The organism is Dialister succinatiphilus YIT 11850, from assembly GCF_000242435.1.
GTDB lineage: Bacteria > Bacillota > Negativicutes > Veillonellales > Dialisteraceae > Dialister > Dialister succinatiphilus.
Genome location: NZ_JH591188.1, coordinates 440,413 through 466,629, shown reverse-complemented (window position 1 = coordinate 466,629; position 26,217 = coordinate 440,413). Strand labels below are relative to the sequence as shown.

Annotated in this window: 23 protein-coding genes, 1 riboswitch and 1 other annotated feature; of the genes, 12 read left to right on the top strand and 11 right to left on the bottom strand. The window is 50.6% G+C overall.

Annotation, left to right across the window (positions count from 1 at the left end):
• The first annotated feature begins 37 nt into the window (after positions 1-37).
• From argF to HMPREF9453_RS07595, 4 genes are all read left to right on the top strand, one after another.
• Positions 38-1,048 (top strand): ornithine carbamoyltransferase, encoded by a 1,011-nt coding sequence (gene argF / locus HMPREF9453_RS07615; protein ID WP_008859973.1) that lies wholly within the window; start codon positions 38-40, stop codon positions 1,046-1,048.
• 14 nt (positions 1,049-1,062) lie between these two features.
• Entirely contained in the window at positions 1,063-2,031 is a 969-nt protein-coding gene (argC, locus tag HMPREF9453_RS07610) for an N-acetyl-gamma-glutamyl-phosphate reductase (RefSeq protein ID WP_008859972.1), read from the top strand.
• Positions 2,032-2,517: 486 nt separating this feature from the next.
• Entirely contained in the window at positions 2,518-3,372 is an 855-nt protein-coding gene (gene argB, locus HMPREF9453_RS07600) for an acetylglutamate kinase (protein ID WP_008859971.1), read from the top strand.
• 63 nt (positions 3,373-3,435) lie between these two features.
• Entirely contained in the window at positions 3,436-4,611 is a 1,176-nt protein-coding gene (locus tag HMPREF9453_RS07595; protein ID WP_008859970.1) for an acetylornithine/succinylornithine family transaminase, read from the top strand.
• 81 nt (positions 4,612-4,692) lie between these two features.
• On the opposite strand, the gene HMPREF9453_RS07590 is transcribed toward HMPREF9453_RS07595, so the two are convergent.
• The 4 genes from HMPREF9453_RS07590 to HMPREF9453_RS07575 form a co-directional block, all read right to left on the bottom strand.
• On the bottom strand, positions 4,693-5,121 hold the full coding sequence (locus tag HMPREF9453_RS07590) for a universal stress protein (RefSeq protein WP_008859969.1): 429 nt from the start codon (positions 5,119-5,121) through the stop codon (positions 4,693-4,695).
• Positions 5,122-5,178: 57 nt separating this feature from the next.
• Complete coding sequence (locus HMPREF9453_RS07585; RefSeq protein WP_008859968.1) at positions 5,179-6,297, bottom strand: ABC transporter permease; 1,119 nt, start codon at positions 6,295-6,297, stop codon at positions 5,179-5,181.
• The gene (locus HMPREF9453_RS07580) at positions 6,278-7,390 is read right to left on the bottom strand and encodes an HlyD family secretion protein (RefSeq protein WP_008859967.1); all 1,113 of its coding nucleotides are present in this window, start codon (positions 7,388-7,390) and stop codon (positions 6,278-6,280) included. Before HMPREF9453_RS07580 ends, HMPREF9453_RS07585 begins: the two co-directional genes overlap by 20 nt.
• Positions 7,391-7,493: 103 nt before the next feature.
• Positions 7,494-7,982, bottom strand: coding sequence for a MarR family winged helix-turn-helix transcriptional regulator (locus HMPREF9453_RS07575; protein WP_008859966.1), 489 nt, complete (start codon positions 7,980-7,982; stop codon positions 7,494-7,496).
• 270 nt (positions 7,983-8,252) lie between these two features.
• Positions 8,253-8,497: a binding site (T-box leader), on the top strand.
• Between the two features lie 44 nt (positions 8,498-8,541).
• On the opposite strand from HMPREF9453_RS07575, the gene HMPREF9453_RS07570 reads away from it, so the two are divergent.
• The 3 genes from HMPREF9453_RS07570 to HMPREF9453_RS07555 all read left to right on the top strand — a co-directional run bounded on the left by HMPREF9453_RS07570 (position 8,542) and on the right by HMPREF9453_RS07555 (position 12,068).
• Positions 8,542-9,375 carry a MetQ/NlpA family ABC transporter substrate-binding protein gene (locus HMPREF9453_RS07570; protein ID WP_008859965.1) on the top strand — a complete coding sequence of 278 codons (834 nt, stop codon included), beginning with the start codon at positions 8,542-8,544 and terminating at the stop codon, positions 9,373-9,375.
• 301 nt (positions 9,376-9,676) lie between these two features.
• Positions 9,677-10,237, top strand: a complete 561-nt coding sequence (locus tag HMPREF9453_RS07565; RefSeq protein ID WP_008859964.1) for a TetR/AcrR family transcriptional regulator — start codon at positions 9,677-9,679, stop codon at positions 10,235-10,237.
• A 325-nt stretch (positions 10,238-10,562) separates the two neighbouring features.
• Positions 10,563-12,068: an IMP dehydrogenase gene (locus tag HMPREF9453_RS07555; RefSeq protein WP_008859963.1), complete on the top strand. Its 1,506-nt coding sequence runs from the start codon at positions 10,563-10,565 to the stop codon at positions 12,066-12,068.
• Between the two features lie 99 nt (positions 12,069-12,167).
• On the opposite strand, the gene HMPREF9453_RS07550 is transcribed toward HMPREF9453_RS07555, so the two are convergent.
• From HMPREF9453_RS07550 to HMPREF9453_RS12145, 4 genes are all read right to left on the bottom strand, one after another.
• Positions 12,168-12,683 (bottom strand): folate family ECF transporter S component, encoded by a 516-nt coding sequence (locus HMPREF9453_RS07550; protein ID WP_008859962.1) that lies wholly within the window; start codon positions 12,681-12,683, stop codon positions 12,168-12,170.
• Between the two features lie 50 nt (positions 12,684-12,733).
• Positions 12,734-12,857, bottom strand: a riboswitch (THF riboswitch).
• A 95-nt stretch (positions 12,858-12,952) separates the two neighbouring features.
• Complete coding sequence (gene lysS, locus HMPREF9453_RS07540; RefSeq protein ID WP_008859961.1) at positions 12,953-14,893, bottom strand: lysine--tRNA ligase; 1,941 nt, start codon at positions 14,891-14,893, stop codon at positions 12,953-12,955.
• Positions 14,894-14,921: 28 nt separating this feature from the next.
• Positions 14,922-15,395, bottom strand: coding sequence for a transcription elongation factor GreA (gene greA, locus HMPREF9453_RS07535; protein WP_008859960.1), 474 nt, complete (start codon positions 15,393-15,395; stop codon positions 14,922-14,924).
• A 57-nt stretch (positions 15,396-15,452) separates the two neighbouring features.
• On the bottom strand, positions 15,453-15,686 hold the full coding sequence (locus HMPREF9453_RS12145) for a hypothetical protein (protein WP_187368070.1): 234 nt from the start codon (positions 15,684-15,686) through the stop codon (positions 15,453-15,455).
• 671 nt (positions 15,687-16,357) lie between these two features.
• On the opposite strand from HMPREF9453_RS12145, the gene potE reads away from it, so the two are divergent.
• From potE to HMPREF9453_RS07520, 3 genes are all read left to right on the top strand, one after another.
• Positions 16,358-17,701 (top strand): putrescine-ornithine antiporter, encoded by a 1,344-nt coding sequence (potE, locus tag HMPREF9453_RS07530; RefSeq protein ID WP_008859959.1) that lies wholly within the window; start codon positions 16,358-16,360, stop codon positions 17,699-17,701.
• 282 nt (positions 17,702-17,983) lie between these two features.
• Positions 17,984-19,114 (top strand): aminotransferase, encoded by a 1,131-nt coding sequence (locus tag HMPREF9453_RS07525; RefSeq protein ID WP_008859958.1) that lies wholly within the window; start codon positions 17,984-17,986, stop codon positions 19,112-19,114.
• A 167-nt stretch (positions 19,115-19,281) separates the two neighbouring features.
• Positions 19,282-20,148 (top strand): EamA family transporter, encoded by an 867-nt coding sequence (locus tag HMPREF9453_RS07520; protein ID WP_008859957.1) that lies wholly within the window; start codon positions 19,282-19,284, stop codon positions 20,146-20,148.
• Between the two features lie 253 nt (positions 20,149-20,401).
• On the opposite strand, the gene HMPREF9453_RS07515 is transcribed toward HMPREF9453_RS07520, so the two are convergent.
• From HMPREF9453_RS07515 to fsa, 3 genes are all read right to left on the bottom strand, one after another.
• The gene (locus tag HMPREF9453_RS07515) at positions 20,402-21,418 is read right to left on the bottom strand and encodes a uroporphyrinogen decarboxylase family protein (protein WP_008859956.1); all 1,017 of its coding nucleotides are present in this window, start codon (positions 21,416-21,418) and stop codon (positions 20,402-20,404) included.
• Between the two features lie 252 nt (positions 21,419-21,670).
• On the bottom strand, positions 21,671-22,993 hold the full coding sequence (locus HMPREF9453_RS07510; RefSeq protein ID WP_008859955.1) for an MATE family efflux transporter: 1,323 nt from the start codon (positions 22,991-22,993) through the stop codon (positions 21,671-21,673).
• A 178-nt stretch (positions 22,994-23,171) separates the two neighbouring features.
• The gene (gene fsa, locus HMPREF9453_RS07505; RefSeq protein WP_008859954.1) at positions 23,172-23,819 is read right to left on the bottom strand and encodes a fructose-6-phosphate aldolase; all 648 of its coding nucleotides are present in this window, start codon (positions 23,817-23,819) and stop codon (positions 23,172-23,174) included.
• Between the two features lie 518 nt (positions 23,820-24,337).
• Here fsa and HMPREF9453_RS07495 point away from each other — a divergent pair.
• On the top strand, positions 24,338-25,252 hold the full coding sequence (locus HMPREF9453_RS07495; RefSeq protein ID WP_008859953.1) for a LysR family transcriptional regulator: 915 nt from the start codon (positions 24,338-24,340) through the stop codon (positions 25,250-25,252).
• 65 nt (positions 25,253-25,317) lie between these two features.
• On the top strand, positions 25,318-26,154 hold the full coding sequence (locus HMPREF9453_RS07490; RefSeq protein WP_008859952.1) for a formate/nitrite transporter family protein: 837 nt from the start codon (positions 25,318-25,320) through the stop codon (positions 26,152-26,154).
• The last annotated feature ends 63 nt before the right edge of the window (positions 26,155-26,217 follow it).

Sequence of the window (26,217 nt, the reverse complement as noted above, 5' to 3'; positions counted from 1 at the left end):
ATTCCAAAAAAGTTAAAAACATACAACGAGGTATATCATGAAAAGCTTACTGAACCATTCCTTTCTCTCCATGCTGGACTACACACCGGAAGAATTCGCCTACTATCTGGACCTGGCGGAAAAGCTGAAGCAGGACAAGGCCGCCGGAAAAGAAATCAAAACTTTAAACGGTAAAAATTTTGCCCTTATTTTCGAGAAAGACTCCACCCGCACCCGGTGTGCTTTCGAAGTGGCAGCCCATGACCAGGGAGCCTTCACCACCTACCTGGGGCCCACAGGCACCCAGATTGGCAAGAAGGAATCCATTGCCGACACCGCCCGGGTACTGGGAAGCATGTTCGACGCCATTGAATTCCGGGGGTATGCCCAGAGCGCGGTGGAAGAGCTTTCCGCCAAAGCCGGCGTTCCCGTATGGAACGGTCTTACGGACTATGACCATCCCACCCAGACCCTGGCCAATTTCCTTACCCTGAAGGAACATTTCAAAAAGCCCTTGAATCAGCTGTCCTATGCCTATGTAGGTCATGGCCAGTCCAATATGGCCCACGCCCTCATGGCCGGCGCCGCCCTTGCCGGTATGGATTTCAGAATCATCGGCCCTGCCCAGTATTTCCCGGAAGATGATTTCACCGCCAAGTGCAAGAAGATAGCCGAGAAAACAGGAGCTTCCTTTACCTTCACCGATGATCCGGTGGAAGGAGTGAAGGGACTGGATGTCATTTACACCGGCGTATGGGTAACCATGGGAGACCCCTACGACCTGTGGGGCGAAAGAATCAAGCTCTTCATGCCTTACCGTATTACCATGAACATGATAAAAAATACAGGAAATCCGGATACCGTTTTCTGCCACTGCCTGCCTTCCTTCCACAACACAGAAACAAAGGTGGGAAAAGACATTTATGAACGTTTCGGCCTGAATGGCATCGAAGTGACCGATGATGTATTCGAAGCCCCCTTCTCCCTGGCTTTCCAGGAAGCAGCCAACCGGCTTCCCACTATTAAAGCAGTCATGGTAGCCACCTTCGGCGAATATCCCATGGACTGAAAGGAGGAACCATCATGAAAACACTGCCGAAAGTATTCATTGTAGGTGAATCGGGAACCACAGGACTCCGTCTTCAGGACCGGCTGTCCGAAAGAAAAGATATAGAACTCCTCCATCTGCCGGAAGATAAAAGAAAAGATATTCAAACCATTCAAGCCTTTGCAAAAAAAGCAGACCTCATGTTCCTCTGCCTTCCCGACGCCGCCTCGAAAGAAGTGGTAGAGGCCGTGAAGGATATCCCCATCCGCATCCTTGACACCTCCACCGCCCACCGCACCGACGACGACTGGGTATATGGATTCCCGGAACTTTCCAAAGACCAGAAAGAAGCCATTTCCAAAGCGCAGAAAGTAGCCGTTCCCGGCTGCCATGCCAGCGGCGTTATTTCCATCCTCTACCCCCTGATCCATGCAGGCATCCTTCCCATCAACTATCCCCTCCACTGCTTCTCCCTCACCGGCTACAGCGGCGGCGGAAAGAAAATGATTGCCCAGTACAACGAAGAAGAAGGAGCCGACTTCAAGGCGCCCCGGCAGTACGGCCTTTCCCAGAACCATAAGCACCTTCCGGAAATCATGAAAGTGTGCCACCTCTGTGAAGCGCCCCTCTTTTCCCCGGTGGTGGACGACTTCTTCGAAGGCATGGAAGTCACCATCGGCTTCCACACCCACTTTCTCCAGCTGCCCTGCGGACTGCCCGGTGATATCGACACCGATGATTTTCATATGATTTTCAAAAAACATTATGAAAATTCCAAGCTCATTCACCTCTCCCCCCTGTCTCTGGAAGAGACAAACGGCCTCTTCCTCTCTGCCAATGAAAACGCAGGAAAAGACAGCCTCACCATCCATATCGCCGGCAACGATGACCGGGTCCTTGTCATTTCCACCTTCGACAACCTGGGCAAAGGCGCATCCGGCGCCGCCATCGAATGCATGAACCTCATGCTGGGTATGCCGGAAGAAACGGGACTGGTGATCTGAAAGCGGCGAGCCGCTTTCACAGGGTTCTTAAGATTGACCGGCCTAGGGAAGCACTGATTAATTCATAGAGTTTGCTTTTATAAGAATTTTCATGCACTGCTTCGTCATGAGGCTCCTTAAATAGCTCGCTATTCGCGTCGCCTCATTCCTTGCATTGCATAAAAATTCAAGAATAAAAGCAAACAACGATTTAATCAGCGCTTCCCTAATGGCCGGAGGGTTCTTAGGTTTAACGGTCCTTCGGGCCGAAGGTTGTGGTGGCGCCCTATGGGCGCATATTGAAAAAAGGGGCTCGGCTGGCGCTGATATTAAAAAGGCGCCGAAGGCGGCAGCCAATCCCAGGCCGAACCCGGGTTCAAGCAGCCCAGGGCGCAGGCCCGGCGGCTGCTTGAACCCGAACGCCATAGGTGCCTGAACCCTCTTGTGTACGGGAATACAGCCCACTATCCCACTAGCCCACCAGCCCACTAAATAAAGGAGTCCACTATGAATACATCCAATGCAGTACGGGCGGAAATCCTGACCCAGGCCGTCCCTTACATTAAAGAATATACAGGAAAATATGTAGTAGCCAAGTATGGCGGAAACGCCATGACCGATCCCCAGCTGAAAAAATCAGTGATGCAGGACATTCTTCTTCTCCAGCTGGTAGGCGTCAAGGTTATCCTCGTTCACGGCGGAGGACCTGAAATCAGCGCCATGCTGAAGAAACTGTCCATCGAGTCCCATTTCGAAAACGGCCTCCGCGTCACCGACGATGACACCATGGAAGTGGTGCAGATGGTCCTGGCCGGCAAGGTCAACAAAAGCCTGGCGGCTGACCTGTCCGCCCTGGGCGGAAAGGCCGTAGGCCTCTGCGGCATCGACGGCGGCCTCATCAAGGTCCACCAGAAAAATGAAAAGCTGGGTCATGTAGGCGAAATCGATGAAATCAATACGAAAATCCTGGATGACCTTCTGGATGGCGGCTTCATCCCCGTCATTTCCTCCATCGGCATTGACGACGACGGAACCCCCTACAACATCAATGCCGATACGGCGGCAGCCAAAATTGCCGCCGCCCTTCACGCCGAATCCATGGTAGTCATGAGCAATATTAACGGCGTGCTCAGGGATAAGGACGATGAAAACTCCCTGATCAGCCAGATGTCCCTTGCTGACGCAGAAGAGCTGAAAAAGAGCGGAATCATTGCCGGCGGCATGATTCCCAAAGTAGACTGCTGCACCAACGCCGTCAAAGAAGGGGTAAAGAAAGTTTTCATCATAAATGGAGAAATCCCCCATGCCATCCTCATCGAACTGCTCACCGATGAAGGACTGGGAACCATGTTTACGAAATAAAAGGACCGATTCCCCGCCCCCGGGTTCAAAAGGTCACCAGCCCACTCATAAAGGAGATTCACTATGAATACAGAAGAAAAAGATGCTGCCTATATAGCCCATACCTATTCCAGATATCCCGTATGCTTTGTGAAAGGAAAAGGCTCCCACCTCATAGATGAAGAGGGAAAAGATTACATCGACATGGGAAGCGGTATCGGCGTTGATATTTTCGGCGTGGCCGACGAGAAATGGATGGACGCCGTAACCAGCCAGCTTCATGTGCTGAACCACGTTTCCAATCTTTTCTACACGAAGCCCATGGCCGGCCTGGCGGAAATGCTCTGTCAAAAGACCGGCATGAAGAAGGTTTTCTTTTCCAACTCCGGTGCCGAAGCCAATGAATGCGCCATCAAGGGAGCTCGGAAGTACTCCATTGACAAGTATGGAAAAGAAAGAAATGAAATCATTACCCTCATCAATGGGTTCCACGGCCGCACCATTACCACCCTTGCCGCCACAGGCCAGGACATTTTCCACAAGGATTTCTTCCCCTTCACACCGGGCTTCCTCTATACTCCGGCCAATGACCTGCCATCTTTCATCAAACTCTGCGAAGAACACCCCCAGGTCTGCGCTGTCATGGTGGAACCCATCCAGGGTGAAGGCGGCGTCCACCCGCTGTCCAAAGAATTTTTCGAAGGCGTCGGCCAATATGCCAAAGACCATGATATCCTTCTCATCGTGGATGAAGTGCAGACCGGCAACGGCCGCACCGGAAAGCTTTACGGCTATATGAACTATGACGTGGAACCGGATATCGTGTCCACCGCCAAAGGTATCGGCGGCGGTCTTCCCCTGGGTGTTACCATGTTCAATGAAAAGACAGAAAATGTATACACCCCCGGCACCCACGGTTCCACCTTCGGCGGCAACCCCATTGCCTGCGCCGGTGCCCTGTCCATTATGGCAAGAATCGATGATGCTCTATTAAAGGAAGTAACCGCCAAAGGGCAGTACATCAAAGATGAATTCACCGGTGCCAAAGGCGTGAAATCGGTGGCCGGCATGGGCCTTATGTGGGGCATAGAGCCGGATAAGGACGTGAAGGAAATCGTGCCCCGGCTCCTGGCCAAAGGGGTGGTGGTGCTTACGGCCAAGGAAAAAATCCGTCTTCTGCCGGCTTTGAACATTCCCTGGACAGATTTGAAAAAGGCAGTCTCCCTCATGAAGGATGTACTTGCAGAATCCATCATTTAAAACCCCTGAACCGGGCTGATTTTTCAGGAAATCAAAAAGGGCAGTGAAGAAATGTAAAACATTTCTTCACTGCCCCTTTTTCTATTTCACTATGGTCACCATGGCCCTGGCATGGTGAAGGATATACTGGCTCACGCTGCCCATGACGATGCTCCGCACAGCGCCAAGGCCCCGGCTTCCCATGACGATAAGATCCGCTCCTGTATCTTCTGCCATGGAAAGGAGGGTCTGCGGCGGAGCGCCGATACGGACCATGGTATCAAGACGGATATGGGGCGGCACCTTGCGGGCAGACCGGGAAAGAAGCCGGTACCCTTCATCCAGTATTTCCGAAGGCACATAACCGCTCATGGTGACCTGATCCAGGGCCGTCATTTTTTCATTCATGTCCACCACATGGGCCAGCACCAGGCGGGCATCATACTTTTCCGCCAGGTCCAGCCCGAAGGTGAAGGCTTTCTCTGATTCCGGTGAGCCGTCCAGAGGAACCAGGATCTTTTTGATTTCCATACTGCCTCCTGTTCTGCAATTTCTGCTGTTAAAAGAATGCCCTCTCGAAGCAAAGCGTTACGAATGAATCAGCCCTTCCTTCACGCAGTCTTTCCGGGCCTTTTCAAAGCGGAGGCAGAAAACCGCCGCAATGGCCAGGAGATAGAGGAAGAACGCCCCGATTTCCTGCATTATATCGCCAAAACCGGCGCCCCGCATGAGGATATCCCTGACGAAATGGAATTCCCAGGTCAGCGGAAAGAAATGGGACAGCACCTGGGCCCAGTAGGGAATAAAAACCAGGGGCGCCGTCTGTCCGCCCAGAATGAAACCGCCGGGGATGAAAAGAATCATGCGGCTGGAAGCCACGCCGGGGTTGGCGGCGGTCCAGCCGAAAAGAATGCTCATCATGCCTACACCCCAGATGTAGAAAATCTGGAGGGCCATGAAAAGAAGAAAGCTGCCGGATATAACCATATTGCCCCAGATGCGGAGAATGGCCATACCCACCATGAGGGCTGTAATCAGGCAGCCCATGTAGGGAAGAATCCGCACCATAAGGTCAAAGGGGGATCCCTTCTCCAGAAGGGCCTCCCATTTGTCCTCCAGCTTCAGCCTTGGCACCATGCCGATGGTGGCAAAGGTAAAGAACATACTGGAAAAAAAGAAGAGGAACCCTTCGGTTTCCGAATTGCTGGTACTGCTTGTGGGGTTGAAAAGGTAACGGGTACTCACCACCAGACCGCTTTCGGTAGAGCCGCTGTTCATTCCATTCAGCTCCGCGGCGATTTCATTCATGGCAGCCTGGATATCGGCGGTCAGGGCGATATTGGTGTAGTCGCAGTAAAGGCCTATATTCACCGAGGTGCCGGAATACAGGTCCCGTTCCAGGTCCTTCGGCAGGCAAACCACCGCATAGGCCTTGTCTTCATAGAAGAAATCCTTCGGGTCCGCCGGAGTGTACAGCACATGGCCCACCTTCATGTGGGGAGAAGAGTGAATCATTTCCACTACTTCCTGGCTCGTCCTGGAATGGTCCAGGTCCACCACCACCACATTCACATCCCTGGTATAGTTGTAGCCCATGGCCGCCGTAAAGAAGACAGTAATCACGATGGCCACCAGGAGGGATACCTTTTCATAAGGCATGCCCCTGCCGGAAAAGAGGAAATGGATTTCATCGGCCAGTGAACTCATGACGGTTCACCTCCACTGTCATTCCCGGAATCACACCGGGTACGGGGTCGATGTAGGTACGAATCTGGAAGGCTGTCAGATCAGCCGAGCTCTTTTCCCTGGACATTTTGAAATCCGCAAACCCCGGCGCTTTGGCTATGAGACGCACCGTGCCGGGCACTTCCCTGTTTCCGGACACCGTATGACCTGTGAGCCGGTCTCCTTCCTTCATCTGTCCCTTTTCTACCTCATTCACATAAATGTCATAGTAATAGCGGCTGCTTTCCAGAAGAATCACCGGCGTATTAGCTGAAACCATTTCGCCTTCCTTGGCAATCACCTTCAGGATTTTCCCGTCTTCCGGGGCCCGAAGGATCAGCCTTTTCTTATTGACCTCCTTCTGTTCCAGAGCCACCTCCAGCTGCTTTTTCTGCTGTCTCAGAGATTCCAGGTCATTGGCTTTATTGTCAGCGCTCTGCCTTTCCTGGGCAATGGTGAGAAGAGCAATATCTTCCGTATTGTCCCGGTCCTCTGCACCGCCCAGCAGTTTATGGAGAAGCTCCTGCTGAGCCCGCACATCTGCCTCGGCAGTGCGGAGACTGGCAGTTATATTATCCATTTCCAGCTGGGAAATGGCGCCGGCCTCCACCAGCTGCCGTTTCCTGTTGTAATCAGACAGCTTGTTTTCATACACTGCCTCTGACGATGCCAGCACCGCCTTCTGCTGATCGATCTGGCGATGAGTTTCCACTTCGTCGGTATCCGCTTTCTGGTAAGCCACATCAATGCTTCCTGCCATGGAGCTGATCTGTGCATCCAGCTGGGCAATCTGGGAACGGAGTTTTTTAATATCCAGGTCCGTATCCGTTGGGTCCATCACCATGAGCACATCCCCCTTCTTCACCCGGTCCCCTTCCTTCACGTTTTCCTTCAGCAGGCGGCCGCTGACAGAATCGAAGGACACCTTGATCTGCTCGGCAGTCACAATGCCATCCCGCTTTTCCTTGGCCATGGCTACGGCATCATTTCCCTTGAAGAGGAGCACCAGCCCGCACACCGCTATGAGCCCCAGAAAAAACAATCCAATTTTCACCGGTTTACTATGCATATCCATATCTTGACCTCCAAACCTGTTTAGTTAGCCGGCTGACTATATAGGGCTGAAAATACCGGTCACTTTCTATCAGAAAATGACCGGAAAATCAGAGTGATTTCCATTATTCATCCACGATTTTATGGAGAAGCCGCACCAGCTCCTTCTTTTCCCCTTCATCCAACCTGCCGATGAGACGGGAAATCCGTACATAATGGTCCGGCAGGATACTGTCCATTTCCTCCCGGCCCTTGTCGGTGAGATACACCAGCCGGGCTCTTCCATCGTCTGCATTCACCGATTTTTTCACCAGCCCGTCCCGCTCCATGCGGGCCAGCATGACGGAAATGGTGGCCTTCGTCACTCCTGCCATAACGGCCAGCTTCGACGGTGCCAGCCCTTCCCTGTGCTGGTGAAGGATAATCATGACACAGAGCTTTCCCTGGGACATGTGGTACCTCCGCTCCAGGATACCATCGGTTTTCCCTTTGATTTCCTCGGCCGCCTTCATCACCGTAAGCATGGTAATCACATCGTCAGGATGGATTTCCGGCATCTCCCGGGCATGGGATGCCAGTTCCTCCCGTGATGGAAACACAAAATTTCGATACATAAATCCTCCCGTATCAGGAAAGGCCGATTTCATGATGTGTCTTTTCCTGCCATGGCAGGAAAAGGACAGAAAGGATGCCCCGGGCTGCTTCATAATTTTCTGACCCGGCGGTCCAGACAATCCTTATAAGAACAGACTTCTTTCATGAGCGGCGTTTTTAGTTAGTAAGCTGACTAAATAAATAATAAACCACTTCAGGAAAATTGTCAAAGCCTGTCAAAAATCCTCTTGACGAAAAAAGGGAAAGAGTGATATAGTATTTTCAACTTCATAAAGGCAATGAAGAGAAGAGTACGCGGGAAGGAAGAGCAAAGAGAGCCCCCACAGGTGGGAAGGGGCCTTGGATAGCCTGCTGAACATGGCCTCTGAGCCTCTCTGCTGAATCATCAGGCAGACCGGGAATTCCCGTTACAGAAAAGAAGTATCAAGGCAGAGCCGGCGTACTTCATAAGGCTTTTCCGGCGACGGAAAAGTGAATCTGGGTGGTACCACGAATAGAATCCTTCGTCCCTTTCGGGAGGAAGGTTTTTTTTATTGATTTCATCATAGGAGGAGTATTATGAACTACAAGAAGACCCTGATCGCATCCATTGCCGCACTGGCAGCTGTCGGATTTTTAGCAGGCTGCGGAGGAGAGAAAGCCGCCGCCCCTGCCAAATCTGCCGCTCCGGACAAAGCCGTTACCATTAAAGTCGGCGTTTCCCCCGTTCCCCATGGAGAAATCCTGAATTCCGTAAAGGACCAGCTGGCCAAGGAAGGGGTCAACGTGGAAATCGTGGAATTCACCGATTATGTACAGCCGAACCTGGCTCTGAACGACAAGAGCCTGGATGCCAACTATTTCCAGCATAAACCCTATCTGGACGAATTCTGCAAATCCCGGGGCCTGAACCTGGTTTCCATCGGCACCGTACATCTGGAACCCATGGGCGTATATTCCAACAAAATCAAAGACATCAAAAATCTCCCCGACGGTGCCCATGTAGCAATCCCCAATGATCCCACCAACGGCGGCCGTGCCCTTCTGGTACTCCAGTCCGCCGGTCTCATTAAGCTCCGCGACGGTGCCCCCATTACCGCAACGCCCCAGGACATTGCTGAAAACCCGAAGAACCTTCAGTTCTCCGAACTGGAAGCGCCACAGCTGCCCCGTTCTCTGGAAGATGCGGACATTGCCGTCATTAACATGAACTTTGCCCTGGAAGCCAAACTGGACCCCAAGAGCTCCATCTACACCGAAAGCTCTGACTCCCCCTATGCCAATATCGTAGCTGTCCGCGCAGGCGATGAAAAACGTCCGGAACTGCAGAAGCTCATGAAGGCGCTGAACAGCCAGGAAGCTAAGGATTTCATCAACAAGAAATACAACGGCTCCATTAAGGCCACTTTCTAAGCCTCTCCAGGGAAATCCTGAATCAGGGCTGACCTGCCATGAAACCCTTCATTTAAAAGATGAGAAAGTGAAATTACTTTCTCATCTTTTTTGATGGAATTATAAAAAGAATCATCGCCTCTGATGATGAAATTATAAGGGAAGTGTAAACTAAAGTTAAAATTCCTTTTTCTCCCTTTCCCCAGCTTGCATTGCAGCCATTCCTATATTACACTAGTATTGATAGTGAACAAATAGTACTATAAATCAGGAAGGCAGGCCATGATTCCTGATTTCCGAAAGCCAGACAGGGAGAACGTTTATGGACCGTCGCCAGCAGAAAACAAGAGCGGCTATTTTCAGCGCCTTCAGCGCCCTTTTGTCAGAAAAGCCCTACTCTAAAATCACCATCCAGGACATTATTGACCGTGCCAATATAGGAAGAAGCACCTTCTATGCCCACTTTGAAGCCAAGGACAGCCTTTTGAAGGAAATGTGCAGCGAGCTTTTTGACCATATCATCGAAGGTGTCATGCACGACAATGTTCCCAGCGATGCCCATATGGCACCCGGTGTGCCGGATCCTGTATTCTGCCATCTGCTGCAGCATATCGATGCCAACACCAACCATGTGAGAGATCTTCTCACCTCAGAAAGCAGCGATATTTTTCTCCGTTTTTTCAAATCCAGTCTGGACAGACTCATTTCCTCCTACCTTTTAAAGGACCGAAAGCCTTCCTGCCCGGTGCCGGAAGAGTTCCTGCTGAACCACATTTCCGGAAGTTTCGTGGAAATGGTGCAGTGGTGGGTGAGACGAAATATGAAGGAAACGCCGGAAGAACTGGACGCCTATTTCAGGGCCGTTATCAGACCCCTGCTGTAAAGCGAACGGGGCTGTGAAAAAATGTAAATCATTTCTTCACAGCTCCTTTTTTCATTGGTACCGCCACAGTTCTTCCATGAGCCGAAGACGAAAAACAGCCCTCTTCCCGATCTATTCAAGCCCTTTGACAGAAAGCAGGCATCCCTCTCTGCTGCCCCGCCATGTTCCCCCTTTTCTCCCTTTCCAATATAGGCTATAATGGGTAAAAATATAATGACAGCGTAGCAGAAGGGAACCTGCAAAAAGCACTTGACCCTTTGCAAGGAAAGATGTATATTTATCCTTAATACCCTGTTATGGAATTTTTTTATTCAAGGAGGAAATGATGGCAACCTACATTAATGAACCGGCACATACCTTTAATGAATATCTCCTGATTCCGGGATATTCTGATACGAACTGCATTCCTGCAAACGTGTCCCTGAAGACACCGCTGGTGAAGTTCAAAAAAGGTGAAAAACCGGCTATTACATTAAATATCCCCATGGTTTCTGCAATCATGCAGGCCGTATCCGGTGAAAGACTGGCAGTGGAACTGGCAAGAAACGGCGGCGTTTCCTTCATCTACGGCTCCCAGACCCCGGAAGAGGAAGCAGCCATGGTTGCCAGAGTCAAAGCCCAGAAGGCAGGCTTTGTTCCCAGCGATTCCAACCTTTCTCCTGAAAACACCCTGGCCGATGTACTGGCTCTGAAAGCAAAGACCGGCCATTCCACCGTAGCCATTACCGACGACGGCACTTCCGGCGGTAAACTGGTGGGCATCGTTTCCAGCCGTGACTATCGCGTAAGCCGTATGGATAAATCGGAAAAAGTTAAAAATTTCATGACCCCTCTGGAAAAACTGATCACCGCCAAGTACGGCATCACCCTTTCCGAAGCCAACGACATTATCTGGGACAACAAAATCAATTCCCTCCCCGTTCTCTTTGAAGATGGCAAGCTCTACGGCTTCGTATTCCGCAAGGACTACGATTCCCATCAGGAAAACCCCAACGAAATGCTGGATGCCCAGAAACGCTTCATCGTCGGTGCCGGCATCAACTCCCGGGACTATGAAGAAAGGGTGCCGAAGCTGGTAGATGCAGGCGCTGACGTACTCTGCATTGATTCCTCCGAAGGCTTCTCCGAATGGCAGAAAATCACCCTGAACTGGATTCATGAAAAATACAACGGCAAGGTCAGAGTAGGTGCCGGCAACGTGGTTGACCGCGACGGCTTCCTCTTCCTGGCCAAAGCAGGCGCTGACTTCGTAAAAGTAGGCATCGGCGGCGGTTCCATCTGCATCACCCGTGAAACAAAGGGCATCGGCCGCGGCCAGGCTACCGCTCTCATCGAAGTCTGCCAGGCCAGAGATGAATACTACAAGGAAACAGGCATTTACGTACCGGTATGCTCCGACGGCGGCATCGTTTACGACCACCACATCACCCTGGCCCTGGCCATGGGCGCTGACTTCGTCATGCTGGGCAGATATTTCGCCCGTTTCGACGAATCCCCCACACAGAAGAGAACCGTAGGCGGCACGGTGGTCAAGGAATACTGGGGCGAAGGTTCCAACCGTGCAAGAAACTGGGGCCGCTACGATCTGGACGGTTCCAAGAAACTGGCCTTTGAAGAAGGGGTGGATTCCTACGTTCCCTATGCAGGCCCGCTGAAGGAAAATGTAGAAAAGACCTGTGCCAAGATTAAAGCCACCATGTGCAACTGCGGCGCCATCACCATTCCGGAACTGCAGAAGAAAGCAAAGCTCACCCTCGTATCCGCTACCTCCATCGTAGAAGGCGGCGCCCACGACGTTATCCGGAAAGAAAAAGACGGCTCCGACCGCTGATTTTCCTCACCAAAAATGTAAAAAAGCTGTGGAAACAGAAAAATCCTGTTTCCACAGCTTTTTTGATGACCACCGGCCTGACCGCTGATTTCCCATGATCTATCTGCCCAAAGCCAAGAGGGATATCCGCCCATAGGCCTTCTTATATATCAGAAGGAAAAGACCCACTTCCATAGGGAAACAGATCAGATTCTTGATCAGTCGTCCCAGAAAAATGGCAGAGGCCGCCTTGTCATAGTAAAGTACCAGCCACAGGGTATTAAGCCCCAGGTGGATCAAGACCATAATGACAAGGAACGGAATGCACACATAGGGAAAGTTGATTTTCTTTTTGTAGAAGAAATAGCCGAAAATGAAGCCTGTAAGGAAATCGGACAGGGTAAAGCCGGGAAAAAATATGCTTGTCCCCACAAGAGCCGTGCCGATCAGGTTATCCAGCGCCCCCACCAGCCCCGCTTTCCATGGCCCATAGAGGGCCCCTGCCAGAGCCAGGGGCAGGAAGCCGAAGGTAATCCTCACAAAGGGTGTCTGTATGGCCAAGACATAGGACAGAAGCACTGCCAGTGCCGTAAGAATTCCCAGAACCACCATTTCCTTTTCTCTATTTTTATGCATTATAAAAAGACCTCCTTCATGCAGAGCTGCATGGAAAGGAGTCTCCATGCAGCAGCGGGATGCAGCACAGGCACCGCAAGCATTCCTGCTTTTCGTCCGGATGACAACTCCCCGTTCATCCGGCACTGGAGGAAAAGGGCCAGCCTTTTCCTGCGCACCTGCACTTACTCTGCTAACTTATAAATTGGATACAGTATATCACTACAGTGAAAAATTGCAATCAAAAAAGCTGCCTCGTAAGGCAGCTTTTTGATTAGTTACTTCATGGATTAATAAAGTTTGGCACCGGCAGGGATATGACGGTCTACCATGAGGAGGTGAAGCTTTTCTTCCCCTTCTTCTTTATGAATGGCAGAGAGAAGCATGCCGCAGGAGTCGATGCCCATCATCTTCCTTGGCGGAAGGTTTACGATGGCAATCAGCGTCTTTCCTACCAGTTCTTCCGGTTCATAGTAGGCATGAATGCCGGAGAGAATGATGCGGTCTTCTCCTGTACCATCGTCCAGGGTGAACTTCAGGAGTTTCTTGCTCTTGGGCACTGCTTCGCAGGCCTTGACTTTGACAGCCCGGAAATCAGACTTGCTGAAGGTATCAAAGTCCACATAGTCCTTGAAGAGCGGTTCAATTTCTACTTTGGAGAAGTCGATAGGTTCATCGTCTGCTTCTTTGGCCAGTCTTTCAGCTTCCTGGGCCGTCTTCTTTTCCAGTGCTGTTTCCGGTTTCATGGCCGGGAAGAGGAGGACGTCGCGGATGGAAGCGGAGTTGGTCATAAGCATGAAGAGACGGTCGAGGCCGATGCCCAGTCCGCCTGTAGGAGGCATGCCGTATTCCAGAGCAGTCAGGAAATCTTCATCAATCGGATGCGCTTCGTCGTCGCCGTGCTTTCTTTCCTCCACCTGCAGTTCGAACCGTTTTCTCTGGTCAATGGGATCATTTAATTCGGAGAAGCCATTTGCCAGTTCGCGGCCGTAAATGTAGGATTCGAAACGGATGGTGTAGCGCGGATCTTTCGGATCCAGTTTGGAAAGAGGGGATACTTCGATAGGATGCTTTGTGATATGCACCGGCTGAATCAGGTGTTCTTCCACATAGGCATCAAAGCATTCGGAAAGAATCTTGCCGAAGCCGTCGTATTCGCCGTATTCCACATGGAGCTTGTCTGCAATGGCTCTGGCGTCTTCGATGGTCTGGCAGGCATCAAAGTCTTCGCCGGTGTATTTTTTCACAGCTTCAGCCATGGTAAGCCGCGGCCATGGCGGAGTGACATCGATTTCCGTATCTTCATAAGTGAATTTCATGGAACCGTAGGAAGCCATAGCGCAGGCAGCCACGATCTGTTCTGTCTGGTTAATGACATCTTCGATATCACCATAGGCCTGGTAAGTTTCGATGGCAGTGAATTCCGGATTATGACGGGTGTCCATGCCTTCATTCCTGAAGTTTCTGGTAATTTCAAAAATCCGTTCATAGCCGCCTACCAGAAGTCTCTTCAGGTACAGTTCCGGAGCAATGCGCAGGTACATGGTCATATCCAGGGCATTGAAATGGGTGGTGAAGGGTTTTGCATTGGCGCCGCCATAGAGAGGCTGCAGCACCGGGGTTTCCACTTCCAGGAAGCCGTGGTCTGTGTACCATTTGCGGATAGCAGACATCATGGCAGCTCTCTTCACGAAGGTTTCCCGAACTTCCGGATTCATGATGAGGTCCAGATATCTCTGGCGGTAGCGCTGTTCCTTGTCTGTGAGGCCATGCCATTTTTCAGGCAGCGGGCGCAGGGACTTGGAGAGCATAGTGAAATGGAGAACCCGCACGGTCAGTTCGCCGGTATGGGTAGTGAAGACGGTGCCTTCAATGCCAAGGATATCACCGATATCCACCAGCTTGAAAAGGGCCCATTCATTTTCAGGAAGCTCATCTCTCTTGAAATAAACCTGGATGTCACCGGTCTGGTCACGAAGCACGCAGAAGGCTGTCTTGCCCTGGCCGCGGCGGATCATGATTCTGCCGGCAATGCGGACATGGGTCTCATCCTTCTCCAGCTGTTCCGCTTCTTTGCGGATATCGGCAGCATGGTGGTCCCATTCAAATTTCTGTCCGTAGGGTTCTACGCCCAGTGCACGGATTTTATCCAGCTTTTCGCGGCGGATGATCATCTGGTCATTCAGTTTCGGACCGCTGTGCTGTGTATTCTGGTTTTTATTTTCTGTCATTCCTTAACCTCATTTCCTACCAGTCATATTATTCTTCAATCGAAATGACTTTGTATTTCAAAACGCCGTTAGGCGCTTCTGCTTCCACCGTATCGCCGGCCTTGGCTCCCATCAGGGCACGTCCTACCGGGGATTCGTTGGAAATACGGCCTTCAAAGGGATTGGATTCGGTGGAACCTACAATGGTCACCTTTTCCTGAAGATGCTCTTCCATATCTTCGATGAGTACGGTAGAACCAACATCTACACGGTCCTTAGCCACCTTTTCAATGACCTGGGCGGTGCGGATCTGCTGTTCCAGCTGGAGGATACGGCCTTCCAGGAAAGCCTGGGCGTTCTTAGCTTCATCATATTCGGAGTTTTCGGAAAGGTCGCCCATTGCGATGGCGGCCTTCAGGCGCTGTGCAATTTCCGCACGTTTTGTGGAACGGAGTTCATCCAGTTCCTTCTGCATCTTTTCAAGGCCTTCTCTGGTGACCAGAGTACGCTGCATTTCTGCCATAACAATCTGCCTCTTTTCTTTAATACTTATACCTTATATAGATATCATAGGGGAATCCTAAACAGGGCATATTTCATAGTATATAGCAAAATGAAGGGTGTAGTCAAACAATTTACGTATTGTTTCCCATTTCCCCAACATGCCTTTCTTTGGATGGCGTTTGACAGAAAACTTTTTTCTATCTCCCCTGCTCTGCCAAAACCGTGTCCACCAAAACGGTCCTTCTTTCTCCTCAGGAAGAAGGGATTTTTCCCTCTTTTTTCCTATAAAACATTTTTCTAATTGACTCAAGAAAAAATATATTATTCTCATTATTTTGCTTGTTTTCTCAATTAAAAATCAGAAATTTCCCCTGTGAGGTTATATGGGGCAATTTGGGGCTGTTTCAGGCGGCACAGGGCTAATAGAAATTTACGCCCATTTTACAAAATTGTATTTTTATCCATATTAGTTTCAATTTTATGCAGGATATTCATCCCCGCCAAATCGAGGAATTCCCCGGAATGCCCACCATGACGCCCTTCCGGGGTTTTGTTCATTTTTACCATGAAATTTCACAATACATCATGATGTATCATTCCAATCCATGCCAAACCATGATGGCAAGCATTTTTTGCTATTTTTCTTCTTTTTCCTCAAAAGTTCTCAAAAGTCCATATGAGTTCATAGAAAAAATTTTACAAAAAAAATTGTAAAAAAGTCTTGTCATATGATTTCATTTATGGTATATTGCAGTAAATAAAAATTCATCGCGCCCTGCCCCGAGAGCAGTTGAGCAGCGAACCGTTAAAAAATAACGGATGGTTTTCTTTATGCCCTGTTTCTTTCACCTTTATAGAAAGCAAATGGGGCTCGTGCATGCCTTGATGATTTTCATGACTGCATCATCCGGTTTATTCCGGGACAATATTTTTCCCCCAATACGCTTCATGCGATTTGGATTAAGAAAGAAGGGAACAACCTTGTCTAAGAGCAAAAAAATGGGAGTGGTACAGCTCACAACAGTAACAGCCATCAACATGATGGGTTCCGGTATTATCCTTCTGCCGGCCACACTGGCAGAAATCGGGACAGCTTCAATTTTTGCGTGGATTCTGGCCTCCATCGGAGCCACGATTCTGGCTTATGCCTTTGCCCGCTGCGGCATGCATACTTCCAAGGTAGGCGGCATGGGCGGCTATGCGGAGTACCGTTTCGGCAGAGCGGGAAATTTCCTTTCCAATTTCTGCTACACCATTTCATTAATCATCGCCAATGCAGCCATTGCCAGCGGCGTCGTCAGCTACGGCTCCTACGTGTTCGGCCTCACCCTTTCCCCTGTGGAAGTGTGCATGGCCACCATCGGTGTCCTCATTCTGGCAGCCACCATCAGTCTGGTGGGCCCCAAGAAATTCGGCAAATTCACTTCCCTCGGCGTTTTTTGTGTCGTATCTCCAGTGGTAGGCCTTCTCCTTTGCGGCTTCTTCTTCTTTGATACCGGTATCTATAGCGAAGCCTGGAATCCCGGAAACCTGCCATTCTACGATATCATGAAAGACTCCATTGCCGTCATCATCTGGGCCTTCCTGGGATTGGAAACTGCCTGCGCTAACTCCGACACCGTGGAGAATCCGGAAAAGAATGTACCCATTGCCGTACTGGCCGGTACTCTTCTGGCAGGTGCCTGCTACACCACTTCTACTGCTATCATCGGCGGCCTGGTACCTTACAAGGAACTGATGGCTTCCGGAGCTCCCTTCGGACTGGCTTATGCCACCATGTTCGGAGAAAAAGCAGGATATATTATTTCCTGCATGCTGGTATGCTCCTGCTTCGTGTCCCTCACTGCCTGGCAGTTCACCGTTTCCGAAGTAGCAAGAGAAGCTTCCTCCATCGGGCTTTTCCCGAAATTCCTGTCCAAGGTCAACCGTTTCCGTTCTCCCTATGTGGCTATCGGATCCCTGGTGGCCATCCAGGTTATCATGACCCTCTCCACCATGAGCCCCACTCTCTTAAAGCAGTTCAATGTGCTCATCAACCTGGCTGTCATGATTAACCTCATCCCCTACCTTCTCGCCATGGGCGCCGTATCGGATCTGCAGAAAGCCGAAGGCATTCCCCATGACAAGGCAAAGCTGGCCAATGCAGCAGCTATTGTAGGCGGTATCTACAGCTGCTACGCTGTATACGGCTGCGGCTGGACCGTCATTCTGGAAGGCGCTTTCGTAGCTGCCATGGGCCTCGTCATTTATGCCCTCATTTCCTCCCGCCTCCGCTATGCGCCGACGCCGGAAGTTTCCACCTATCCGCCTATTGATAAGAAATAAAAAATAAATAAAAGGAGCGGTGAAAGAATGTAAATCATTTCTTCACCGCTCCTTTTTGGTCTGACCGTGGGATCGCAAGTCTGCCCTTCTATAAGAAAGCAGAAACCTTTCCATCCATTGACAGAATCTTTTTCCCCATGTATTATTATATGTGTAATTTCATAAGAAACTCTTCCCTGTCACCGGATAGGGAGCCAAGAGGGTTTATTCCTGCTGCAGGTAATATGGCGAAAACCATTGAAAGGCAGGAATAAATCCTCTTTTTTTTAAGGAGGTTATATCATGAACATTAAACCCTTTGCTGTCGAAGAATGGATGAATGCCTATGAAACAGGTGCCCGGTACAATATTGCCGAAACCTGCGTGGATTCCATTTCACTGGACGAACTTTTTGAACTGTCGGGAACCCATAAGGAATCATTCCTTAACAAACTCTGTGCCCGCCGTCTCACCTATGGCTATATAGAAGGTTCTCCTGATTTGAAGGAAGGCATTGCTGCCCTGTACCACACCATCAGGCCCGATGAAATCGTTCCTGCCCATGGTGCTTCCGGGGCTAACCACCATGTTTTTTATTCCCTTATCAATCCGGGAGACAAGGTCATTTCCATCATGCCCTCTTACCAGCAGCTCTACTCCATTCCTGCCTCCCTGGGAGCAAAGGTGGAAATCCTGCATTTGAAAAAGGAAAACAGCTATCTCCCGGACCTGGAGGAACTGGAAGAAATGGCCCGAGGCGGTGTGAAGATGATCTGCCTCAATAATCCGAACAACCCCACCGGCGCCCTGATGTCTCCCGAAATTCTGAAGAAAGTGGTGGACATTGCCAAAAAATCTGACGCCTACCTTCTGGTAGATGAAGTATACCGCCATCTCACCCAGGATGACGAATGGCAGCCGTCCATTGTGGACATGTACGAAAAAGGCATTTCCACTTCTTCCATGTCCAAAGTGTTTTCTCTGGCCGGCGTCCGTCTGGGATGGATTGCCACCCATGATAAAGATGCCTTAAAGCAGTTCTGGTCCCATCGTGACTACAACCTCATCAGCTGCGGCATGATGGACGAAGCCATTGCCGCGCTGGCCCTGGCTTCCAAAAATCAGATTCTGGAAAGAAATAAAAAAATCATCCGGGAAAATCTGGATATCCTGGATCACTGGATTCAAAAAGAACCTCGCCTTTCCTATGTGAAGCCCAAAGCCGGTACCACCGCACTGGTGTATTATGATTTTCCCATAGATTCCTATACCCTCTGCCGCCGCATGTATGACAGCTGCGGCACCTTCGTAACCCCGGGGGACTGCTTCGATGAACCCCGTTCCATGCGTATCGGCTATGCCGCCGACAGGGACACATTAAAAAAAGGCCTCCAGGCCATGAGCACTTTTCTTGACTCCCTGGAAGCTGAATAATCATCTGCTTTTTTCAAGGTCTGCCTTCTATCATGGTGGCCTTGCCTTTTCCCTTCCCATATGATAGACTGCAGACAATAAAACCGTCATGGTTGTGGATTTTTTCAGAATTTTCTGTTTTCGCCGCACAGTGCATGCTGCACTGTGCTTTTCTTTTGGAGGAAATCATGCATAAAGGATTCTATGCATTTATCGTATTTTCCGCCGGCGCCTGCTACGGCATTCTTTCCACCTTTGTAAAAACCGCCTATGCCGCTGGCCTCACTCTCGCCGATGTGAGCGGTATGCAGTGTCTTTTCGGCATGCTCTTTCTATGGCTTTCCGCCATACTTACCGTAAGACGGATTCCTTCTTTCTTCCAGATTCTGTCCCTTGCAGCCATTGGCATTCCCATGGCGCTCACCACCATTTTCTACTACCATTCCCTGGAAAGTCTCTCTGCCTCCCTGGCAGTGGTTTTCCTGTTCCAGTCTATCTGGATGGGTACGGCGGCGGAATCTTTGATTTTTAAAAAGCTGCCGGAAAAGAAGCAGCTCCTTTCCATCATTCTCTGCCTCACAGGCACCCTGCTCTCAGCCGGTTTTCTGGATGAAGGCGCCGACTTTTCCTTTTCCTCCGGCATGGTGTGGGGCCTTCTTTCCGCCCTTTCCTACACTGCCATGATGTGTGCCAGTTCCCTTCTGGGAAAAGGCATAGCCCCTGCCCTGAAGGGAGCTCTCATGTCCACCGGTGATACCCTGCTGACCTTCCTTCTCCTTCCGCCGGTCTTTCTCCTTGATTTTTCCTCCTGGCCCCTTCTCCTCCCCTATGGCTTCCTCCTTGGTATTTTCGGCGTAGCCCTGCCGCCTTTTCTTCTGGCCTGGGGCATGCCCCATGTAGGCCCCGGTCTTGGCTCCGTGCTGGCCGCATCGGAACTTCCTGTGGCCCTCGTCATGGCCCTTCTGGTGCTGGGTGAATCCATCACCCCCATCCAGTGGGCAGGCATCTTCCTTATCGGAGCAGGCATTGTGGCAGGAAATATTAAGAATTCATAAGGCTTAGAGGGTTCAGAGGGTAGCCTTCGCCCGCTCCGCAGGCGAAGATTATGGCCTGCTGACGCAGGCAGGTTGTGTCCCAAAGGGGGAAATGAGGCACTTCATTTTGTGCATCGCTTCACTCAGGGCGCAGGGGCTTTTCAGGCTGAAGGTGGCAAGGCGCTGTCTGCTTTCCCGCCGTCTACCAGCCTGCGTAAAGCAGACAGCGGATAACTGACAGCCAGCAGCCTTCCCCTGTCACCAGCACACCATCTCACAATTCCATCTTTCCTTCGATTTCTTCCTTTGCCTTTCTCACGAAGGAGAGCATGTCTTCATCCAGGGGATAGCGGATGACGCAGCCCGGGGAAAGAATGACTTTTCTGCCGCCTGTCTGTTTCAGGGTTTCATAGATTTCCCGTTCGATTTCATTTTTATGGTGTTCTGTAATATCCATCCGCTCCAGACCTGCCATGATGCACTTTCCTGTCAGGAGCTGGGCTTCTGCGATTTCCGGCAGCGATTCGAAGGCATGCCAGTTGAAAACCTGCACCGGATATTTGCGAAGGAGGGGGAACATGATATTTTTGCCATGGGCATGAAGCACGTTGCACCAGCCCGACGAGGCGGAGAGCACTGCCAGATCGTAGGGCATGCCATATTCCCGATAGAAGGATTCTTCTGTGAGATTATAGGATGAAAGCTGGGTGGCAAAAAAGATACCGTCAGCCCCCAGTTCGATAACCCGCTGCACCAGGGCGCAGGTGGTTTCTGTAATCACCTTCAGCGCTTCCTTCACCTTGTCTCCATGACCCTGCCGGATATGGTCCATCATGGAGGGGCAGAGTTTATTGGCCGTGGTGAGGGGGCTGAACACCGTAAATACGACGGGCACTTCTCCCTTTGTTTGATTCAGGAGAAGCTTCAGATACTTCTGCTCCCTGGCCAGGGCCCCTTCATTCACGGATACCGGCTTGAGCCTGAGCCAGTCCTCCGGTTCCTTCACCGGCGTCTCTGTAATCCGGGCCACGCCGCCTTTGGGTACATCGCTGAAATCAGTTTTGGCTCCGAAATCCTCGACGCTGTACATGCCGTTATTCATGGTTTTCAGAATATCCACATCATATTTTTTATAGAAATCGTAGGTATGCTCGGCATTGCTCACAGGATCCAGGTCTATCATAGGCAGATGTGTCCACAGGGAATAGGGCACCCGGTCCACTTCCTCGCCGCGGATGGCCGCCTGGATGCGTTCCTTCTTCGTCATGACAGAAATGATTTTCTTTTTCATAGGATACCTCCTTAAAGAAATAGGGTTCAGAGGGCGGTGGTATCGCCCTGCGGGCGACGAATATGAAATGAGCGTTACGGGATTGGCTTGCCGCCCTGCGTGTCATTCTGAGCGAAGCGAAGAATCTCGGTAAGAACCGTAAGTAACAGAAATATTGATAAATGCCGGTCGGCGGGAAGCCCTCGTGGAAAGCCCCCGCAGCCAGCGGATAGACGACAGCCGCCTTCACTGTCCCACTAGCTCACTATCTCACTATCTCACTAATTTGTACCCCTTTATGATACCATACATATCTGCCAGGGCCCAGCCGATGGGGATGGAAATCCAGATGCCGGTAACACCGATTTCAGGGAAAGAGGAAAGAAAGTAGGCCAGCACCACCCGTGTGCCCAGGGAGAGGATGGTAAGGATGACACTCGTTCCGGCCCGTTTGATGGCGCGGTAGAAGCCGTAGAGCATGAAAAGGATGCCGATGCCCAGGTAGCAGCTGCCTTCAATGCGAAGGTAGTGCGCCCCCACTGCAATCACCTCTTCTGCCGTTTCCGGTACGAAGAAGCCCATAAGCGTTGGCGCCAGGAGGGATACCAGGCAGCTGGCCAGGATGGAGAAAAGGAAAATCATCTTTCCTGCTGTAATCACGCCCTGCCGGATACGTGCTTTCTTTCCTGCACCCCAGTTCTGGGCCACATAGGTGGAAAAAGCGTTGCCGAAGTCCTGAAGCGGCGAATAGGCAATGGTATCGATTTTCACGCCTGCCGCAAAGGCTGCCATCACAGTGGTGCCAAAGCTGTTCACCAGCCCCTGCACCAGAAGAATGCCAAAATTCATAATGCTCTGCTGGAGACTGGTCAGAAGGGAGAGCTTCGACATGTCCCAGAAGATTTCACGGCTCCAGACCCTGTCTTTCCCTGAAATATGGAACTCCCGCCGAAACAGGCAGTAAATAAAGATACCTGCGCCGGACGCGTACTGGGAAATCACGGTGGCCTCTGCAGCACCACTTACGCCGAAATCCAGATACACCACGAAAAGAATGTCCAGCGCCACATTCATGAGCGAAGAGAGAATGAGAAAGAGAAGGGGCGTCACGGAATCTCCCACGGCCCTCAGGAGTGCGGCGCCGAAATTATAGAGAAACACCGCCAAAAGCCCTGTCAATATCCACCATAAATAGTCCCGGATATAGGGAATGACCTCAAAGGGCACCTGCATGAAGGAAATGAGCTCATCCAGAAGAAGGTAAGCAGCACCGTTCATGATGACCGTCAGAAGACCGATGGACAGAAAGGAAATAAAAACAGCCTGTTTCATGCGGTCAAAATTTTTCCTGCCGAAGCAGAGGGAAAAATAAACGCCTGCGCCCATGGTAAGGCCAATCAGTATGGAAGTGAGGAAAATCATGAGGGTATAGGCGCTCCCTACCGCCGCCAGCGGCGCTTCTCCCAAAAATTTTCCCACCACCAGTGTATCCACCACATTGTAAAGCTGCTGGAATACATTCCCCACCATGAGAGGCAGGGAAAAGAGCAGAATTTTCCTTCCTACCGGGCCTGATGTGAAATCAATATGTCTCATTTTACCCCCTGCGGCCTGTCTTCCTCTGCAGCAGGCCGTCATATTCAGATTTTATATATTTATTATAGTAGGACCCCTTCAAAAATGAAATGTTTACTTGAAATGATGATTTCCCGGGCAAAAAAAGCTGTGAAAAAATGTCAATCATTTCTTCACAGCTCTTTTTCATTTTCTGTACTTATTTCATGTTGGCTTTGGCCCAGTCTGCTTTGAACCGGGCAATGCCGTTATCGGTGAGCGGATGTTTCATGGCATCCATGAGCACCTGGAATGGAACGGTAGCAATATCAGCGCCGGCCAGGGCACACTGCATAATGTGCTGGGGCTTTCTGATGGAAGCGGCAATAATCTTTGTTTCAATGCCATGGAGTTCAAAGATTTCAGAAATGGTCTGGATCAGTTCGATGCCATCCCAGCCAATATCATCGATACGGCCTACGAAGGGGCTTACATAGGAAGCGCCTGCGCGGGCTGCGAGCAGTGCCTGGTTGGCAGAGAATACCAGGGTCACATTGGTACGGATACCCAGTTTTTTCAGGCCCTTGACTGCTTTCATGCCTTCCGGGGTCATAGGAATCTTCACTACCACGTGAGGATCCAGTCCAGCCAGTACTTTGCCTTCTTCAATCATGCCTTCTGCATCGTCAGCCAGTACTTCGGCGGAAATAGGGCCGTCCACAATGGATGCGATTTCCTTAATGGTGGCATGGAAATCTTTTCCTTCCTTGGCAATCAGGGAAGGATTGGTGGTTACACCGGAAATAAATCCCATATCATTGGCCTTGCGAATGGCCTCTACATCAGCAGTATCAATAAAAAATTCCATTTGTTTTTCTCCTTTGCTTCAATGTATATAGTACATTTTCACACCATCTGCCCCTTCTGTCAATGAAAAAATGAAAACGCCATCCAATGATGGAAGCCGCCGCAAATCGCAGAGGTCACGAAGTCTGTTTTCGCAGGAAATCATGCCCTGCCGGGTGACCGGGGGCTTAAACAGCTCCTGCGGTTCCCCGGTTCCTGCATTGTATACAATTTCAGGAATAAAACAAGTCAATGATTCAATCAGTCCTCCCTTATCAATCAGTCCTCCCTTAGATGATTCTATAAAAAATTTTTATAAATACCCATTCCTGTTCCCATTTCTCTCCGGTTATTTTTCGATCCCCCCTGTTTTCTATGTTTTCCTCGGATTTTGCAAAAATGAATCATTTACCGGAATTTCTAAATTACAATGCATGATATTTTATATTCATTGATTATTGATAGAGTGAAGTGTATAATTAAATAAAAGAAACTATTGTTTTTAATTCGAACTCCACCATTGGAATTGAGGGGGATATTATGAAATTAACGCTCCTCGCTTTGAGCTATTTCCAGAAAACAGCTGAGCTCCAGCACCTGACCCGGGCGGCTGAAGCCCTTCATATTTCCCAGCCTTCTCTGTCCCACACCATCAAAGTGCTGGAAACGGAGCTGGGCGTACCGCTTTTCTCCAGAAGCGGCCGCAATATCGTACTCACCAAGTACGGCGAAATTCTTCTCCGACACACGAACCGCATCATGCAGGAACTTCACGGCGCCCAGAAAGAACTGGCAGATACCAAGGAAGCCCAGAAACTGACGGTCACCATTTCCCTTTTTGCCGCTTCCATGATTATTCCTGCCTTCCTTACCCGCTTCCGCCAGGAGCATCCGGATATCCGCTTTGAAATCCTGCAGCAGCGCAGCAAACCAGGGCAGCAGAGCCAGAATCATGTGGACCTTTTCCTGTCCTCCTCCATCAACCCCATCGAAAATGATCACTCCGTCACCCTGCTGAAGGAAGACATTATGCTGGCCATGCCGGACACGGATCCCCATGCCCGGAAATCCTCAGTCAACCTGGATGAATTTGAAAAAGCCGGCTTTATTTCCCTGGAAGCCGGAGCCAGCCTTCGAACCATCACCGATTTCTACTGCCGCATGGCCGGTTTCGTCCCCCATGTGGTGCTGGAAAGCGACAGCCCCATGACCGTGCGTGAATTTATCCGCGCAGGCCTGGGCGTATCCTTTGCGCCCCGCATTACCTGGCATGGCGTAGGCGGAGACCATGTGGCCCTGGTGCCTATTGCCTCTCCGAACTGCCAGCGCTACATCAGCCTGTCCTGGAAGAAAGGCGAGAAGCTTTCGCCGCCGGCAGAAATGCTGAAGAAATACATTATCGACAACTTCTCCGACTTCGCCAGAGAATACGCCGGCCTTCCGCCGGAAAGATAAATCCATGGGACTGTGAAAAAGACTCTTCTTTTCACAGCCCTTTTTTATTCGCCCAAGGAGCCCCTATGAAAGAAACCGCTGATTCCCGTTTTGAGGAAGAAGTCAAACAGTCCAAAACCAAAGTCATTGTCGAGGAATACGAGAAACTGTCCTCCTCCCTGATTTTTGAAATCATCCGTCATGATGGAGAAAAGGAACTGGACCGGGCCACGGTGCCCCTCATCTTTTCCGCCCTGGCTGCAGGACTTATGATTTCCTTCTCCTTTTATTTCCGCGCCGTCCTCTCCATGTATGCCGGCCATAGCCCCTGGGCCGACGCCATCAGCGGCATAGGCTACACCACGGGCTTTCTTATCGTCATTCTGGGAAGGCTTCAGCTTTTCACGGAAAATACCATTACCACCGTGATTCCCTTCTTTGAAAGCCCTTCCTGGAAAACCCTCCTTCGTATAGGGCGGCTATGGGCCATCGTCCTTCTTTCCAATATGGCCGGTACCCTGCTTTCCGCCCTCTTCATGACCTCCTCCTGTTTTGCATCGTCGGAAATCACATCCTTCCTTCTCTCCACCGCCCACCACATCATGACCCCTACTCCCCTGGAGAACATTTTCAAAGGGATTCCCGCCGGCATGCTCATTGCCGCAGTGGTCTGGATGATTCCCATGTCCCGGGGCTTTTCCTTCTTCACCATCTTCACCTTCACCTACTTCATCGCCATCGGCGGCTTCGCCCATGTGGTGGTAGGCTCCGGAGAAGCAGCCTATGCCGTGCTCATGGGCGATTCTTCGGTTTACGACTATTTCTTCCGATTCCTGATTCCCACCGGCCTTGGCAACATCATCGGCGGCACCGGCATCTTTACTCTTCTCGTCTCCGCCCAGGTGAAGGTGGAACGGAAATAAAAAATCCGTGAAGAAATGATGAATGATTTCTTCACGGATTTTTCATGCCTCTCTTCAACAGTT

Bases quoted from the DNA above. Each gene is read 5' to 3' on its own strand.
- HMPREF9453_RS07575 (WP_008859966.1), bottom strand. From the start codon at position 7,982: ATGTATCGAAATTTTGTGTTTCCATCACGGGAGGAACTGGCATCCCAT.
- argC (WP_008859972.1), top strand. From the start codon at position 1,063: ATGAAAACACTGCCGAAAGTATTCATTGTAGGTGAATCGGGAACCACA.
- argB (WP_008859971.1), top strand. From the start codon at position 2,518: ATGAATACATCCAATGCAGTACGGGCGGAAATCCTGACCCAGGCCGTC.
- HMPREF9453_RS07580 (WP_008859967.1), bottom strand. From the start codon at position 7,390: ATGGATATGCATAGTAAACCGGTGAAAATTGGATTGTTTTTTCTGGGG.
- HMPREF9453_RS07570 (WP_008859965.1), top strand. From the start codon at position 8,542: ATGAACTACAAGAAGACCCTGATCGCATCCATTGCCGCACTGGCAGCT.
- HMPREF9453_RS07590 (WP_008859969.1), bottom strand. From the start codon at position 5,121: ATGGAAATCAAAAAGATCCTGGTTCCTCTGGACGGCTCACCGGAATCA.
- HMPREF9453_RS07495 (WP_008859953.1), top strand. From the start codon at position 24,338: ATGAAATTAACGCTCCTCGCTTTGAGCTATTTCCAGAAAACAGCTGAG.
- HMPREF9453_RS07550 (WP_008859962.1), bottom strand. From the start codon at position 12,683: ATGCATAAAAATAGAGAAAAGGAAATGGTGGTTCTGGGAATTCTTACG.
- HMPREF9453_RS07490 (WP_008859952.1), top strand. From the start codon at position 25,318: ATGAAAGAAACCGCTGATTCCCGTTTTGAGGAAGAAGTCAAACAGTCC.
- HMPREF9453_RS07595 (WP_008859970.1), top strand. From the start codon at position 3,436: ATGAATACAGAAGAAAAAGATGCTGCCTATATAGCCCATACCTATTCC.
- HMPREF9453_RS07525 (WP_008859958.1), top strand. From the start codon at position 17,984: ATGAACATTAAACCCTTTGCTGTCGAAGAATGGATGAATGCCTATGAA.
- HMPREF9453_RS07555 (WP_008859963.1), top strand. From the start codon at position 10,563: ATGGCAACCTACATTAATGAACCGGCACATACCTTTAATGAATATCTC.
- argF (WP_008859973.1), top strand. From the start codon at position 38: ATGAAAAGCTTACTGAACCATTCCTTTCTCTCCATGCTGGACTACACA.
- HMPREF9453_RS07585 (WP_008859968.1), bottom strand. From the start codon at position 6,297: ATGAGTTCACTGGCCGATGAAATCCATTTCCTCTTTTCCGGCAGGGGC.
- greA (WP_008859960.1), bottom strand. From the start codon at position 15,395: ATGGCAGAAATGCAGCGTACTCTGGTCACCAGAGAAGGCCTTGAAAAG.
- fsa (WP_008859954.1), bottom strand. From the start codon at position 23,819: ATGGAATTTTTTATTGATACTGCTGATGTAGAGGCCATTCGCAAGGCC.
- HMPREF9453_RS07565 (WP_008859964.1), top strand. From the start codon at position 9,677: ATGGACCGTCGCCAGCAGAAAACAAGAGCGGCTATTTTCAGCGCCTTC.
- HMPREF9453_RS07515 (WP_008859956.1), bottom strand. From the start codon at position 21,418: ATGAAAAAGAAAATCATTTCTGTCATGACGAAGAAGGAACGCATCCAG.
- HMPREF9453_RS07510 (WP_008859955.1), bottom strand. From the start codon at position 22,993: ATGAGACATATTGATTTCACATCAGGCCCGGTAGGAAGGAAAATTCTG.
- lysS (WP_008859961.1), bottom strand. From the start codon at position 14,893: ATGACAGAAAATAAAAACCAGAATACACAGCACAGCGGTCCGAAACTG.
- HMPREF9453_RS07520 (WP_008859957.1), top strand. From the start codon at position 19,282: ATGCATAAAGGATTCTATGCATTTATCGTATTTTCCGCCGGCGCCTGC.